Raw genomic sequence first — 11,910 nt, 5'->3', positions numbered from 1 at the left:
CACCATGGCCACGCCTGACGGACTGGCCCGGCACCGGCCGTGGACCGGCTCAACTCATCGGTAGGAGTCGATAAGCCGTGCGAGGTGCCGACCGGCGATCTCCAGGGGTGCCTCGCTCTGGGACACCTGCGCCGACAGCTCCGCGCCCTCCAATAGGTTGATCACGCTGTGGGCGAGGTCGTGTGCCAGGTCGTCGGCGAATCCGGCACGGCTGAGCTTGTCGCGGACCAGCGCGCGCCAGTTTTCGTAGGCGTCCTCTGCGGCCTGCTGGATCTCGGGCACCCGGCCCGCGCTCTCCAACGCCGTGGTGGTGACGGGACAGCCGTCCAGCCAGCCGGACTCGCGCAGCCCCTTCGCCAGGTCTCGAGTGCAGGTGACGATCGCCGCGGCCGGATCGTCCTCCCGGTCGAACGCCGCGCGCAAGAATTCCGCGAACTCTCGGTCCCCATGGCGGACCGCCTCGACCGCCAGCTCCCGCTTCCCGCCCGGGAAGAAGTGGTAGACCGAGCCCAGCGTGGCCTGGGCCTCCTGGGAGATCTGCTTGAGGCCCGTCGCCTCGTACCCCTGCCGCTGCATCAGGCGAGAGGTCGTCCGGACGATCCGCTCGCGGGTGCCGATCTCGTGCTGAGTTCGCATGGCTCTCATCGTACTGGGTAGAGCGTTCGTTCTAGTCGTGTGCTACCGTGTCGTCTAAATAGAGCGTTCGTTCTACCCGTGAGGAGATCGTGGATGAAGGCTGTGACGGTGATCGGGTTGGGCCCCATGGGGCAGGCCATGGCCGGGGCCTACCTCGACAGCGGCTACGAAGTGACCGTGTGGAACCGTACTTCTGCCAGGGCAGACGTACTGGTGGCGCGGGGCGCGAAGAGAGCGGAATCCGTCGAGGCGGCGCTCACCGCCAACGAACTGGTGGTGTTGAGCCTGACCGACTATGACGCGATGGATGCCATCCTGGCACAGGCCCCGCGTACCGCCCTGAGCGGACGTACCCTGGTCAACCTCACCTCCGACACCCCGGACAGGGCACGTCAGGCGGCCGCGTGGCTAGCCGAGCGCGAGGCCGTGCAGATCACCGGTGGCGTGCAGGTGCCGCCTCCAGGCATCGGTACGCCGGACGCCATGACCTACTACAGCGGCCCCAGGGACGCCGTCGAGGCGCACAGATCCGCCCTCGAGGTGCTGACCGGGATCGAATACCTCGGCGAGGACCAGGGACTGGCGGCGCTGTACTACCAGATCGGGATCGACATGTTCTGGACAGCGCTGGCAGGCTATCTGCACGGCCAGGCGGTGGCGGAGGCCAATGGCATCTCGGCGGAGGATTTCCTGCCGCACGCGGTCAAGACCATGGACCTTCGCTATTTCCTGGAGTTCTACGCGCCACGCATCACTGCGGGCAACCACGAGGGGGACGTCGACCGAATCTCCATGGGCGTGGCGAGCCTGGAACACGTGCTGCGCACCACACAAGCGTCCGGCGTGGATGGCGCACTTCCGGCCGCCGTCCTGAAGATCTTTCGCCAAGGCGTCACCGCCGGCCATGGCCAGAACAGCCTCACGAGCTTGGTCGGCGTGCTGAAGCGACGCTGAAGTATCACAAACGGTGCACCGCGCCGACGTGGCATGTGCCGGTTTCGGGGCTGTTACCTACCCAGCCGTGGTTCGGTTGTGGGACGCACGTCACCATCGGCGTCCAGGCCGGCCAGGAGCCGCAGGGCGTCCGCGGAGGGGCTGCCGGGGGCCGCCGAGAGCACCAGCAGCTCCATACCCGATTCATCCGGCAGCGCGAAGTTCTCCTGATGCAGTTCCAGTTCCCCGACCAGGGGGTGCCGGTAGGCCTTGCGCCCGTAGGTCCGCGCCCGCACGTCCGCGCGGGCCCATAGGCGCCGGAAGCGCTCGCTGCCCATCGCCAGCTCTCCTATCAACGAGGCCAGGCGCGGATCCTCGGGGTATTTGCCGGCCGCCAGGCGCAGGTGCCCGACCACGTCGCGGGTGCACTGATCCCAGTCGGCGTACAGGCCGCGCTCGGTCTCCTCCAGGAAGATGTGCCGGGCCGTGTTCAGGCCTCTCATGGGGCGGCCGTACAGCAGTTCGGCGAGGCGGTTACCGGCGGCGGCGTCGAGGCGGTGGTCGACGATGAGCGCGGGCACGTCGGTGATCAGGTCCAGGACCCGCGGCAGTTCCGGACGCAGCCGCCCGGTGGGCGACTTCGCCTTCCGGCGCCGCTGCCGGGCCAGCCGGTAGAGGTGCCCGCGTTCGGTGTCGTCGAGCCCGAGGACCCGCGCGAGTGCGTCGAGTACCTGCTCCGAGGGCTGCGTGGCGCGGCCCTGCTCGAGGCGCACGTAGTAATCGACGCTGACCCCGGACAGGTGCGCGACCTCTTCGCGGCGCAGCCCTTGGACCCGGCGGCGGCTGTCGACCGGGATGCCTGCCCCGGCCGGATCGACCCGGGAGCGGCGAGTGCGCAGGAAGCCCGCGAGATCGTCCATCGGCCAAGTATCTCGCGGGCGCCGGCGGTGAAGGTGGCCCTGCCGTTACCAGGAAGCCGGGTCCGACGGAAGTAGCGCCCCTGAACGGCGGCCGCCCGGGCGTGAAGGATCGAAGGCACCTGATCCAAAGGAGTTCGCATGAAGACGCTGATCGTCTATGCCCACCCGGAGCCGAGGTCGCTCAACGGCTCGTTGAAGGACCTGGCGGTGGCCACGCTGGAGAAGGCGGGGCACGACGTGCGGGTCAGTGACCTGTACGCGATGCGCTGGAAGGCGGTCGTGGACGCCGGCGACTTCGGCCCGTCCGCTTCGAGCCCGCTGAAGGTCGCCGCGGACTCGGGGCGGGCCTTCGACACCGGGACCCTCGTCTCGGACGTCCGCGCCGAGCAGGAGAAGCTGCTGTGGGCGGACGTGATCATCTTTCAGTTCCCGCTGTGGTGGTACACGATGCCGGCGATCCTCAAAGGCTGGGTTGACCGGGTCTTCACGTACAACTTCGCGTACGGTGTCGGCGAGCACAGCGACGTCAAGTACGGGGAGCGTTTCGGTGAGGGGACCCTCGTGGGCAGGCGGGCGCTGCTGTCGGTGACCGCCGGCGGTCCGGAGTCGCACTACGCTGGGCGCGGGATCAACGGCCCGATCGACGACCTGCTGTTCCCGATCCACCACGGGATCCTTTACTACCCGGGGATCGAGGTGCTGCCGCCGTTCGTGCTGTACGGCACGGACCGGACCACCGACGAGGACTTCCCGGACATCGCCAAGGCCTGGGAGCAGCGGCTGCTGACCTTGGAGTCGACCGAGCCGATCGCGTTCCGGCGGCAGAACTTCGGCGACTACGAGATCCCGTCGCTGCACCTGAAGGAGGGGCTGGAGCCCGCGGGCCGCTCGGGATTCGGGCTGCACGTGCGGCCTTAGGGCCGGAGGTCGTTGGAGAGGTTGATCCGGATCTCCGTGTTGCGGTATCCGGCGCGCCCGAACGCGGCCGCCATCGGCGCGTTGCCCACGTCGGTGGTGGCGGTGACGCGCGACTCTCCGTTGGCTGCGTGGATGCGGGTGATCTCGGCGAGCACCTCGTCCACGTAGCCGCGCCCCCGGAACTCCGGGACCACCCCGAGATACCCGACGTTCACGTTGTACGGCGTCGCCGAGGGGATCGCCATGCCCGCCACCTCACCCTCGTGCGTGTAGGCGATCCGCCACCACTCCCGCTTGCCCGGCGCCCTGAGATAGAAGTCCATCTCTTCGCGCGCGGTCGCGTCCACGCCCTTGGCCGCCAGGTTCGCCCGGGTCTGGGCGTCCAGGCTGCCCTCGGCGATTCTCGTGAACACCGCCAAGAACTCCTCGTCGGAGGCCTCGGCGAACCGCAGCACACCGGTCGCCGGGGGCACCCCGTCGGCGGGTGCCCACTCGAACTGCAGCCGCTCCACTTCCCGGGTGAGGCCGGCCGCGTGTGCTGCCGCCCGCCGCCATTCCACGGCCACCGAGATGGCCGGATCGTCGCGCCAGCCGCCGGCCGCCTTGATCGCGTACTGCACCGGCTGCGGGAATCCGGCCAGCGCGGCCCTGATCAGTTCGGCGGCGATGGCGGCGCGGTCACCCACTGCGGGATCCACGTCGAGGCAGTCGAGCGCGACCGGGTGCACGCTGTCCCTCGGCCCCCACCACAGCGCCCGTCCCACGACCCGGTCGTCAACCTCGGCGATCCAGGTCCATTCCGGCCGGTACATGTCCTCGGCCAGATCTGCGAGGTAACGCTCGGCGGGGATCCAGCCGACGGGCTCGGTCACGATCCACGCGGTCACGCGGTCGAGGTCGGCGGGGGCCGTGGGGCGATAGGAGATCACCCGAATAAACTAGCGAGCCTTTGGCATCATCTGAGCCGTGGCCACGGGAGGGCTCCGTGCATCCAAGGCCGTCTCGTCGGCGCCGGGTCGCCGCACTGAGCCGGCGACCGGGCTGGAGTCGCCGTTGGGTCTGACGCCCTGATGGCGGTTAACCGCCCGTGAGGTGGGTTCGGGCGGCCTTGAGGAAGGGCGTGAGCAGGTGGTTGTCATCGCCTGCGCGAGTGGCGAGGGCGACCTGGCTCGGCTCCACTCCCTCCAAGGGGATGCCGATGATGTCGGGGTGGAGGGTCTCGGCGCGCAGCCCGGCCGAGACGATGGCCACGGCCTGTCCGGCCGCGATGAGTTCGAACTTCTCCTCAGGAGCCTCGACGAGCGGGCCGTCCGGCGCGGGACGATCTGGTGCATCGGGCTCACGCTCACCGAGCACGCCCTGGTCGATCCGCATCTGGGCCGTATCGTCACGCCGAGCCTGTCCACGTACCTCATCCCGGTCAACGCCGACGTGCCCGACATGGACTTCAGCTTCATCGACCGTCCCGATCCCTCCAGCGACGCGCTGGGCGCCCGCGGTTTCGGCGAGGTTCCCTCGACAGGGCTGACCGCTGCGATCGGCAACGCCGTCTACCACGCCCTAGGGGAACGGATCCGCGACCTGCCCATCACTCAGGACAAGATCATCGGAGCACTCTCGTGACCAGAAATCTGCGGCCCCGTCGCTGACGGGCCGGGCGTGCCTGCCGACCGCATCGGCGCGCTGGAAAGGCGTGTGGTGTTGCGTACCGGCATCCCGTTCGCGGCGCGGCAGCCACAGCAGTGGGCGAAGGGTGTCCGGGTCCCGCGTTCCGGCGGCGCCCCCAGCCGATGCTGCAGTGGTTCGAGTCCCACATGGAGTCCTGATGACGCCACGCGTCGACCTATCGCTGGTCATCTGACAGCCCCGACGATCGCTTCGCGGTCGAGGACCCGTCGCGCGTAGCCGGCGGGGATCATGTGCTGCTGGACGTCGATGTGTCCGATCACGCTGGTGCCGGCCCTTCTTCCTGTTGATGGGGCAAGTCGGGGAGCCGCAGCAGCCGGTCGGCCTGCTGGAGGACAGCCTCCAGGTACTGGCGGGTGGCGGCGGGGTCGGCCGATGCGTCCGGGTCGATGAGCATGCGGTACATCGCCGCGCCCACGACCATGTCGATCACGGTGTCGAGGTCGGCGTCGGCGGCCAGCTGGCCGTCGCGACGGGCGCGTTCCAGCGCGGCGTGGATCAGGCGGCGGCGGGGCTGGATGTACTGTTCGCGGTAGGTGGCCAGCAGCGACGGCTGGGTGACGCTCGAGCCGATGAGCTGGGCGAGGATCGCCCGAAAGCGGGCGTCGCCGAGGGTGTGCGCCCAGGAGTCCACGAGTCGTTCGTTGACCGGCGGTGCCGCGGTGTCGGTGGTGGCCCAGATGTCGTTCTCGGGGGTGAGGGTGCGGGCCCGCTCGATCGCCTGGATGAGCAGTTCCTCCTTCGACGACCAGCGCCGGTAGACGGTCACCTTGGCCACGCCGGCGCGCTTGGCGATCTGCTCGATGTTGGCGCCCTCCAGGCCGCGCTCCACGAACAGCTCCAGCGCCGCCCTCATGATCGCGTCGTCGGCCTCGGGGTCGCGCGGCCTGCCCCGGGTACGCCGGCCGTTGGTCATCGGAATTCCACCCGTCCCAGTCCCGTGCCGGGCGCCGGCGGAACGAAGCGGGGAGAGTGCCCGGGCCGCAGCCGCCAGTCGGAGGTGAGGACGGCCTCCATATGCGCGCGCAGCTCCTGTAGCCCCTCCTTGCCGGGCGCCCCGGTGGAGAACGCGGAGGAGACCGAGCCGGACTGGTAGCGGGTGTTGTCGTGGGCGAACAGCGGCACGGTGCCGGGGTCGGAGGCCAGCAGGTGCTGGATACGCCGGGCCGCCTCGATCTGGTGGATCGTGTCGGCGCCGCCGATGGTCATCTGGCGGACCTGGCCTGTGGCCAGGTGGGGGAGCGTGTAGAGGGTGTCGCCCATGAACAGCACGCTGCCCGTGCCCAGGCGCAGCAGCACGCACATGTGGCCGGGCGAGTGGCCGGGCGTGGGCAGCAGGATCAGGCTGCCGTCGCCGAAGTAGTCCTGGCTGCCGGGGAAGGCGCCGAAGGCGCCGGAGTCGAAGGCGGGAAAGGAGAGGTGGTCCTTGACCAGGTCGAAGGAGTACGGGTAGAGCGTGCCGTGCTCCCAATCGCGGCGGTCCATCACCACCGTCGCCTGGGGCAGGTGGCGCAGCCCTCCCGCGTGGTCGTCGTGGACGTGGGTGAGGAACACGGTGGTGATCTCCTTGGCGTCGTAGCCGAGCCGGGCCAGGCGGACCCGCAGGTCCTGCTCGGGGGTCATCCGGTATTCGTCGCGCTGGGTCAGCAGGCGCGAGACCAGGTAATTGTGGTCGTAGTAGCCGTCGTGATCGTGGGCCTGTTCCCAGTTGACGCCGGTGTCGACCAGCAGGAGGCCGTGCCGGGGGTGGTCGATGAGGTAGGCGTAGACCGGCACCGCGATCTGCGCCTTGTCCAGCAGGGTGCGCAGGTAGCCGTTCGGCCCCTCCCAGCCGTCCAGACCGCCGTAAAACTGGCCGTAGGTAACGACGGTGTCGCCGGTGTGGATCGGGAACACCCGGACGGCGCCGTCGGCGATCCGCCGCCGCGCGCCCGGGGCCTGCGCGGCCGCCTGCCGCTCCTGCTCGCCCTGCGCCAACACCTCGCGGCGCCGCCGTTCCGCCCAGCCGACCGACAGCCCGCTCAGCACACCCAGCAGTAGCCCGGCACCGCCCGCCAGGAAGGCGCGCCTGGTCTGCCGGGCTCCCCGGCCGACCGCTGCCCGGCGCCCGCGCAGGAGGGCGGCCGCCGCCCAGGCCAGGCTTCCCGTAGCGGCCAGGGCGAGCAGCACCGGCAGGTCCGTGACGTAGTAGACGACCGCCAGGTAGAGCCCCAGCGTGGCCAGTCCGGCCGGAACCCCGAGGACCGCCAGCACCCGGCGTCGCGTGGACAGCCGGCCGAGCACGCCCGGCCACAGCAGCCCAGCCACCAGTGCGGCCAGCAGCAACCCATAGGCCGCCAGCAGCGGCGCCGACACGTCCTTCAACCGCAGGACGACCAGCCAGACGGCGCCGACCGCGAGGGCGGTGACGAGTAACCCGATCTTGCCCAGGATCTTCGGCATCCGGCCACCTCATTTCGTAAACGCATACGGATGCGTTTGCATAATAGGGCAAGTCGCGATCATCTCGCGCCGCAGTACCGGAACACCGAAGCGGGTGCACCGTCGTGTTCAGCGCCGACACCATGGCGGCCGCCTACGGCGCGCTCCAGCTCTCCGTCCTGCTCTCCTCACTCGATGTGCGAACAGATCCAGACACTATGGCTCACAGGTTATCTTGACTAAGGTTAATATCGCTCTAGTGCTATGTGTCTGGAGGCGTGATGGAGTTGAACTCGCTCAGGCAGTTCCTGGTGGTGGCGCGGCTGGAACACCTCAGCGGCGCGGCCGAGGAGCTTCGCGTCGCCCAGCCGTCGCTGAGCCGTACCATTGCCCGGCTGGAGAGCGAGCTGCGCACACCGCTGTTCGACCGGAGCGGCCGGCTGCGGCTGAATGACGCGGGCAAGCTCTTCCGCGATTACGTCGAACGCTCCCTGGGTGAGCTGGATGCGGGGCGGCGAGCCGTCGCCGAGGCCGTCAGCGAGGGTGTGGGCACCGTACGACTTGCGTCGGAGACCTTCCTCACGCTCACCGGGCCGCTGGCGGCCTTCAAACGAGCTCACCCGACCATCGAGATCGAACTCCGCTGGATGGCGGCCGAGGACATGGGCCGTCATCTGCGGGCCCAGGACGTCGACCTGTGCGTTGCCTCCCAGCCGATCCCCGCTGAGGGCCTGGAGGCGGTCCAACTGCTCGATGAGGCGGTCGGTGTAGCCACGCCGCTCGACCACCCGCTGGCCAGCCGTACGTCAGTGAGCATCGACGAGCTCACCGGCCAGCCCTTCGTCAGCGCCCGCAAAGGGCACTGGCAACGCCGCCTCCTGGACCGGCTCTTCGCCGCACGCGACCATACCCCGAAGATCGTCTGCGAGGTCGACGAGCCCAGCGCCATCGCGGCCCTGATCAGTGCGGGGCTCGGCATCGGTCTCGTCCCCGCCTTCGCCCGGAGCAGCTCCACGCGGGTCCCCGGCGCCTGGATCCCCGTCGACAGCTCTGACTGCCGACGCGCGGTCACCCTGTACTGGGGCGCCGGCAGCCACCCATCCACCGCCGCCCGCCTGATGCGCACCACGATCGCCAACTGGAACTGGATCACCGGCGAACCGCAGGAGAAGCGCTGAGGATGCGCTTCATGCGCCGTCGGTAGCCGCTTACGGGCTCGCAGCCGAGAGAGCAGCGTGTGGCGTCCGCAGGACTTCTCGCGGATGGCCAGGCCATGCACCAGCGCGTTGAGGCGCACGACGACGGCGAGCTCGTCATTGCCCACCGGCGCCGCGCCGAGTGTGATCAGCGCGGCCATCGCCTGATCGACGGTGACCTCAGGAGCATCTCGGTTGGGACGAGGTCATGGCAATCCTCCTGAGCTCGACGAGGCGCTGGACCAGAGTGGCGGTGTCCCGATCCCGCTCGGTCAAATCGCGGAATCGGGACACCACACCATCGGTGGATGGGGCCTTGCGGGCCGCCCGTCCGGGCCGGGTCACTTCTGGAGAACGGCCTGGAGCTCGAGGCTGATCGCCACCTTGTCACCGACCACGACGCCACCGGCCTCCATCGGGGTACTGATGTCAATGCCGAAGTCGTGCCGGTTGATCTCCGCGGTCGCGGAGAAGCCGGCCCGCTGTGCACCCCACTGGTCTGAGCCGAACCCGTTCACCTCGACGGCCAGCGGTACCTGCCGCGTGACGCCGTGCAACGTCAGCTCACCGTCGATGACCCAACCGTCGCCGGTCTGGCGGATGCCGGTCGAGCGGTAGCTCATCGTCGGGTACTTCTCGACCTCGAGATAGTCGGCGGTGCGAAGGTGGTTGTCACGTATTTCGCTGCCGGTGTTGATGGACGCGAGGTCGATCGTCGCGGCCACCGACGAGCCCAGCAGGTCCTGGCTCGTGACGATCGTGACGTCGTAGCCGGTGAACCGGCCACGCGTCTTGCTGATCATGAGATGACGGACAGTGAAGGCGATTTCGGAGTGCACCGGGTCGGCTTTCCAGGTGCCGACCAGATAGCCCGGGATCTCGAGGGTCGCGGGGACGGGGGTCATGGCTTCCTCCATGGATGGGGTGCCGTGGCGCAGGCGGGAGTGGGGTGGCGGGATCAGGGCTCGAGGTCGACAACGCCTTTGCCGCTGGAGATGTCGAGCGGCACCGAGACCTGGTCGTGCACGATCAACCATGTGCCGTCGATCTTCTGGAGGCAGTACGTGACCCTGACCCACATACCGCGCGTCGCCGTCCCGTTCTTCAGCGTGCCGCTGAGCCGAGCGAATGCGTGCCCGAACGCCACGTCATCGCCCACGGTGAGCGTCAGGTCGCGAACCTCATAAGTCACACGCTCGAAGAACGTGAACACGGGCGCCCAGTTCTTGAGCTTCGCCTCGATCCCCACATGCTGGAGCGGCGGCTCGACGTCGAAGGACACGATGTCCGTTGCGTAAAGCCGCTTCAGACCCTCGAGATCCTTGCTTTGGAGCCCTTCGACGATCTTGTCGACCAGCTGGCGGATCTTGGCTTCATCTACCTCGCGTTGCGTGGGCATCGCTATCCCGGCCCTTCCCCTTGCGGTGGAATCTTGGCTTCTCACACCTCCGACGCTATGGCTCTGCAGTTATCTTGTCCAAGATTAATATTGCTATGGCGTTATGCGCTGGGTGGCATGATGGAGCTGCAGCCGGGCCGCGAGGCGCTCAGCGAGGGGTTATGCCTTGCGGGTTATCTGTTCATGGCAAAACCGGTCTTGGAAGGCATAAGCGCCTGTCCTCTACGGTCGCAATGGCCCCCACACCACGCCACTGCACCAGGAAGGTCGCACCATGAGCGCTGCGGATCTGGCCCGACTCCAGTTCGCGGCCACCACCGGCATCCACTGGCTGTTCGTGATCCTCACGATGGGCCTGGTCCCCATCGTGGCGATCATGCACACCAGGGCCGCGTTCACCCGAGATCTGGCCAAAGCGGCCGTATGGGAGCGCATGACGCGCTTCTGGGGCCAGCTCTACCTCATCAACTACGCCGTCGGCATCGCCACCGGCATCGTCATGGAGTTCCAGTTCGGGCTCAGCTGGAGCGGGCTCAGCAAGTTCGCCGGCAACGTGTTCGGCGCCCCGCTAGCCCTGGAAACCCTCATCGCCTTCTTCGCCGAATCCACCTTCCTCGGCATGTGGATCTTCGGATGGGGGCGGCTGCGCCGCGGCGTGCACGTCACGCTGATCTGGCTGGTGGCCCTGACCGCCTACGCCTCCGGCTACTGGATCCTCGTCGCCAACGGCTTCATGCAACACCCGGTCGGCTACCAAGTACGCGACGGAGCCGCCTATCTCACCGACTTCGCCGCGCTGCTGACCAACCCGAGCGCGCTGATCGCGCTGGCCCACGTCACCCTGGCCGCGCTGACGACCGGCGGTGTGTTCGTCGCCGGCGTCAGCGCCTACCACTTCGCCCGCGCCACCAAGGAGACCGACCTGTTTCGCGGCTCGCTCCGCCTGGGGGTGTGGGTGGCCATGCCGGCCTCCTTCTTCGTCATCATCGTCGGCGACATGCAGTTCCCCCTGCTGCGCCGTACCCAGCCGATGAAAATCGCCGCCATGGACGACAGCGGCGTCGCCCAGGTGCAGGCCCGGCTCCTCCAGCAGTACGGACCGGGCGACTACACGCTTCCGGGCGAATGGCTGCGCGTCTCGATGGACGCCATGACGATCATCGGCAACACCATCTCTACCATCACCCTGATCGCCGTCATCCTGCTGTGGAAGGACTGGCTGGTGCGCTGGCGCCCCCTGGCCTGGCTGATGACCGCGATGATCCCCTTCCCGTTCATCGCCTCGGTGGGCGGCTGGGTCTTCCGCGAGGTGGGCCGCCAGCCGTGGCTGGTCTACGGCGAGCTGAAGGTCGCCGACGCCCTGTCCCACGTCAGTACGGCTGCGCTGGCCATCTCGTGCGCGACCTTCATCGTCATCTTCGTGGCGCTGGCGGTGACGAACTGGACGCTCATTACCCGCCTGGCCAGACGCGGCCCGGACGCCACCCAGCTCGGCGCGCCGCAGCCGCCGGCCGAAGACAAGCAAACGGTTCCGGCCTTCTGAGAGCGAGACGACCATGCAGACATTCTGGCTGGCCCTGCTCGGGCTGCTACTTTCCGGGTACTTCGTGCTGGGCGGCTACGACCTCGGCGTGCAGCTGCTGCACCCGTTCATGAAAGACCGCGACGCGGCTCTAGGCCGTGTTTCAAAAGGGTCTTTGAGGGCTTGCGGCGTGGCGGTCATCGATAAACGACGAGGCCTCCGGTAGTTGGTTCAACGACCAAGAAGAGCCAAGTACCGGAGACCTCGTGGCCAGCGTAG

General features: G+C 68.4%; 13 protein-coding genes. 6 read left to right on the top strand and 7 right to left on the bottom strand.

What is annotated here, in order from left to right; translation table 11 throughout:
- Positions 1 to 54: 54 nt before the first annotated feature.
- The gene (locus Q9G87_RS56750; RefSeq protein ID WP_305925016.1) at positions 55 to 636 is read right to left on the bottom strand and encodes a TetR/AcrR family transcriptional regulator; all 582 of its coding nucleotides are present in this window, start codon (positions 634 to 636) and stop codon (positions 55 to 57) included.
- 93 nt (positions 637 to 729) lie between these two features.
- On the opposite strand from Q9G87_RS56750, the gene Q9G87_RS56745 reads away from it, so the two are divergent.
- Positions 730 to 1,590 carry an NAD(P)-dependent oxidoreductase gene (locus Q9G87_RS56745; RefSeq protein ID WP_305925015.1) on the top strand — a complete coding sequence of 287 codons (861 nt, stop codon included), beginning with the start codon at positions 730 to 732 and terminating at the stop codon, positions 1,588 to 1,590.
- Between the two features lie 53 nt (positions 1,591 to 1,643).
- On the opposite strand, the gene Q9G87_RS56740 is transcribed toward Q9G87_RS56745, so the two are convergent.
- Positions 1,644 to 2,489 carry a helix-turn-helix transcriptional regulator gene (locus Q9G87_RS56740; RefSeq protein WP_305925014.1) on the bottom strand — a complete coding sequence of 282 codons (846 nt, stop codon included), beginning with the start codon at positions 2,487 to 2,489 and terminating at the stop codon, positions 1,644 to 1,646.
- Positions 2,490 to 2,627: 138 nt separating this feature from the next.
- Between Q9G87_RS56740 and Q9G87_RS56735 the strand changes: the two genes are divergently transcribed.
- A complete protein-coding gene (locus Q9G87_RS56735) occupies positions 2,628 to 3,407 on the top strand; it encodes an NAD(P)H-dependent oxidoreductase (protein ID WP_305925013.1) in 780 nt (259 codons plus the stop codon).
- Here Q9G87_RS56735 and Q9G87_RS56730 read toward each other — a convergent pair.
- Complete coding sequence (locus Q9G87_RS56730) at positions 3,404 to 4,336, bottom strand: GNAT family N-acetyltransferase (RefSeq protein ID WP_305925012.1); 933 nt, start codon at positions 4,334 to 4,336, stop codon at positions 3,404 to 3,406. The genes Q9G87_RS56735 and Q9G87_RS56730 overlap by 4 nt on opposite strands.
- Positions 4,337 to 4,616: 280 nt before the next feature.
- Between Q9G87_RS56730 and Q9G87_RS56725 the strand changes: the two genes are divergently transcribed.
- Positions 4,617 to 5,030 (top strand): hypothetical protein, encoded by a 414-nt coding sequence (locus tag Q9G87_RS56725; RefSeq protein ID WP_305925011.1) that lies wholly within the window; start codon positions 4,617 to 4,619, stop codon positions 5,028 to 5,030.
- A gap of 322 nt (positions 5,031 to 5,352) precedes the next feature.
- Here Q9G87_RS56725 and Q9G87_RS56720 read toward each other — a convergent pair whose 3' ends face one another.
- Entirely contained in the window at positions 5,353 to 6,009 is a 657-nt protein-coding gene (locus tag Q9G87_RS56720; RefSeq protein WP_305925010.1) for a TetR/AcrR family transcriptional regulator, read from the bottom strand.
- Entirely contained in the window at positions 6,006 to 7,535 is a 1,530-nt protein-coding gene (locus tag Q9G87_RS56715; protein WP_305925009.1) for an N-acyl homoserine lactonase family protein, read from the bottom strand. Before Q9G87_RS56715 ends, Q9G87_RS56720 begins: the two co-directional genes overlap by 4 nt.
- A gap of 260 nt (positions 7,536 to 7,795) precedes the next feature.
- Here Q9G87_RS56715 and Q9G87_RS56710 point away from each other — a divergent pair, with 260 nt between their 5' ends.
- Positions 7,796 to 8,692 (top strand): LysR family transcriptional regulator, encoded by an 897-nt coding sequence (locus Q9G87_RS56710; RefSeq protein ID WP_305925008.1) that lies wholly within the window; start codon positions 7,796 to 7,798, stop codon positions 8,690 to 8,692.
- Between the two features lie 359 nt (positions 8,693 to 9,051).
- Here the strand turns inward: Q9G87_RS56710 and Q9G87_RS56705 are convergent, their stop codons facing one another.
- A complete protein-coding gene (locus Q9G87_RS56705; protein ID WP_305925007.1) occupies positions 9,052 to 9,615 on the bottom strand; it encodes a YceI family protein in 564 nt (187 codons plus the stop codon).
- A 53-nt stretch (positions 9,616 to 9,668) separates the two neighbouring features.
- The gene (locus Q9G87_RS56700) at positions 9,669 to 10,109 is read right to left on the bottom strand and encodes a YybH family protein (RefSeq protein ID WP_305925006.1); all 441 of its coding nucleotides are present in this window, start codon (positions 10,107 to 10,109) and stop codon (positions 9,669 to 9,671) included.
- A gap of 274 nt (positions 10,110 to 10,383) precedes the next feature.
- On the opposite strand from Q9G87_RS56700, the gene Q9G87_RS56695 reads away from it, so the two are divergent.
- Entirely contained in the window at positions 10,384 to 11,652 is a 1,269-nt protein-coding gene (locus Q9G87_RS56695; RefSeq protein WP_305925005.1) for a cytochrome ubiquinol oxidase subunit I, read from the top strand.
- A gap of 13 nt (positions 11,653 to 11,665) precedes the next feature.
- The gene (locus Q9G87_RS56690; RefSeq protein ID WP_305925004.1) at positions 11,666 to 11,857 is read left to right on the top strand and encodes a cytochrome d ubiquinol oxidase subunit II; all 192 of its coding nucleotides are present in this window, start codon (positions 11,666 to 11,668) and stop codon (positions 11,855 to 11,857) included.
- The last annotated feature ends 53 nt before the right edge of the window (positions 11,858 to 11,910 follow it).

This window comes from Nonomuraea turcica (genome assembly GCF_030718205.1).
Taxonomy (GTDB): Bacteria; Actinomycetota; Actinomycetes; order Streptosporangiales; family Streptosporangiaceae; genus Nonomuraea.
The sequence above is the reverse complement of the archived record's forward strand: the minus strand, read 5'-3'. Positions and strand labels throughout refer to the sequence as shown.

Bases quoted from the DNA above. Each gene is read 5' to 3' on its own strand.
- Q9G87_RS56690 (WP_305925004.1), top strand. From the start codon at position 11,666: ATGCAGACATTCTGGCTGGCCCTGCTCGGGCTGCTACTTTCCGGGTAC.
- Q9G87_RS56720 (WP_305925010.1), bottom strand. From the start codon at position 6,009: ATGACCAACGGCCGGCGTACCCGGGGCAGGCCGCGCGACCCCGAGGCC.
- Q9G87_RS56745 (WP_305925015.1), top strand. From the start codon at position 730: ATGAAGGCTGTGACGGTGATCGGGTTGGGCCCCATGGGGCAGGCCATG.
- Q9G87_RS56715 (WP_305925009.1), bottom strand. From the start codon at position 7,535: ATGCCGAAGATCCTGGGCAAGATCGGGTTACTCGTCACCGCCCTCGCG.
- Q9G87_RS56735 (WP_305925013.1), top strand. From the start codon at position 2,628: ATGAAGACGCTGATCGTCTATGCCCACCCGGAGCCGAGGTCGCTCAAC.
- Q9G87_RS56700 (WP_305925006.1), bottom strand. From the start codon at position 10,109: ATGCCCACGCAACGCGAGGTAGATGAAGCCAAGATCCGCCAGCTGGTC.
- Q9G87_RS56705 (WP_305925007.1), bottom strand. From the start codon at position 9,615: ATGACCCCCGTCCCCGCGACCCTCGAGATCCCGGGCTATCTGGTCGGC.
- Q9G87_RS56695 (WP_305925005.1), top strand. From the start codon at position 10,384: ATGAGCGCTGCGGATCTGGCCCGACTCCAGTTCGCGGCCACCACCGGC.
- Q9G87_RS56740 (WP_305925014.1), bottom strand. From the start codon at position 2,489: ATGGACGATCTCGCGGGCTTCCTGCGCACTCGCCGCTCCCGGGTCGAT.
- Q9G87_RS56750 (WP_305925016.1), bottom strand. From the start codon at position 636: ATGCGAACTCAGCACGAGATCGGCACCCGCGAGCGGATCGTCCGGACG.
- Q9G87_RS56710 (WP_305925008.1), top strand. From the start codon at position 7,796: ATGGAGTTGAACTCGCTCAGGCAGTTCCTGGTGGTGGCGCGGCTGGAA.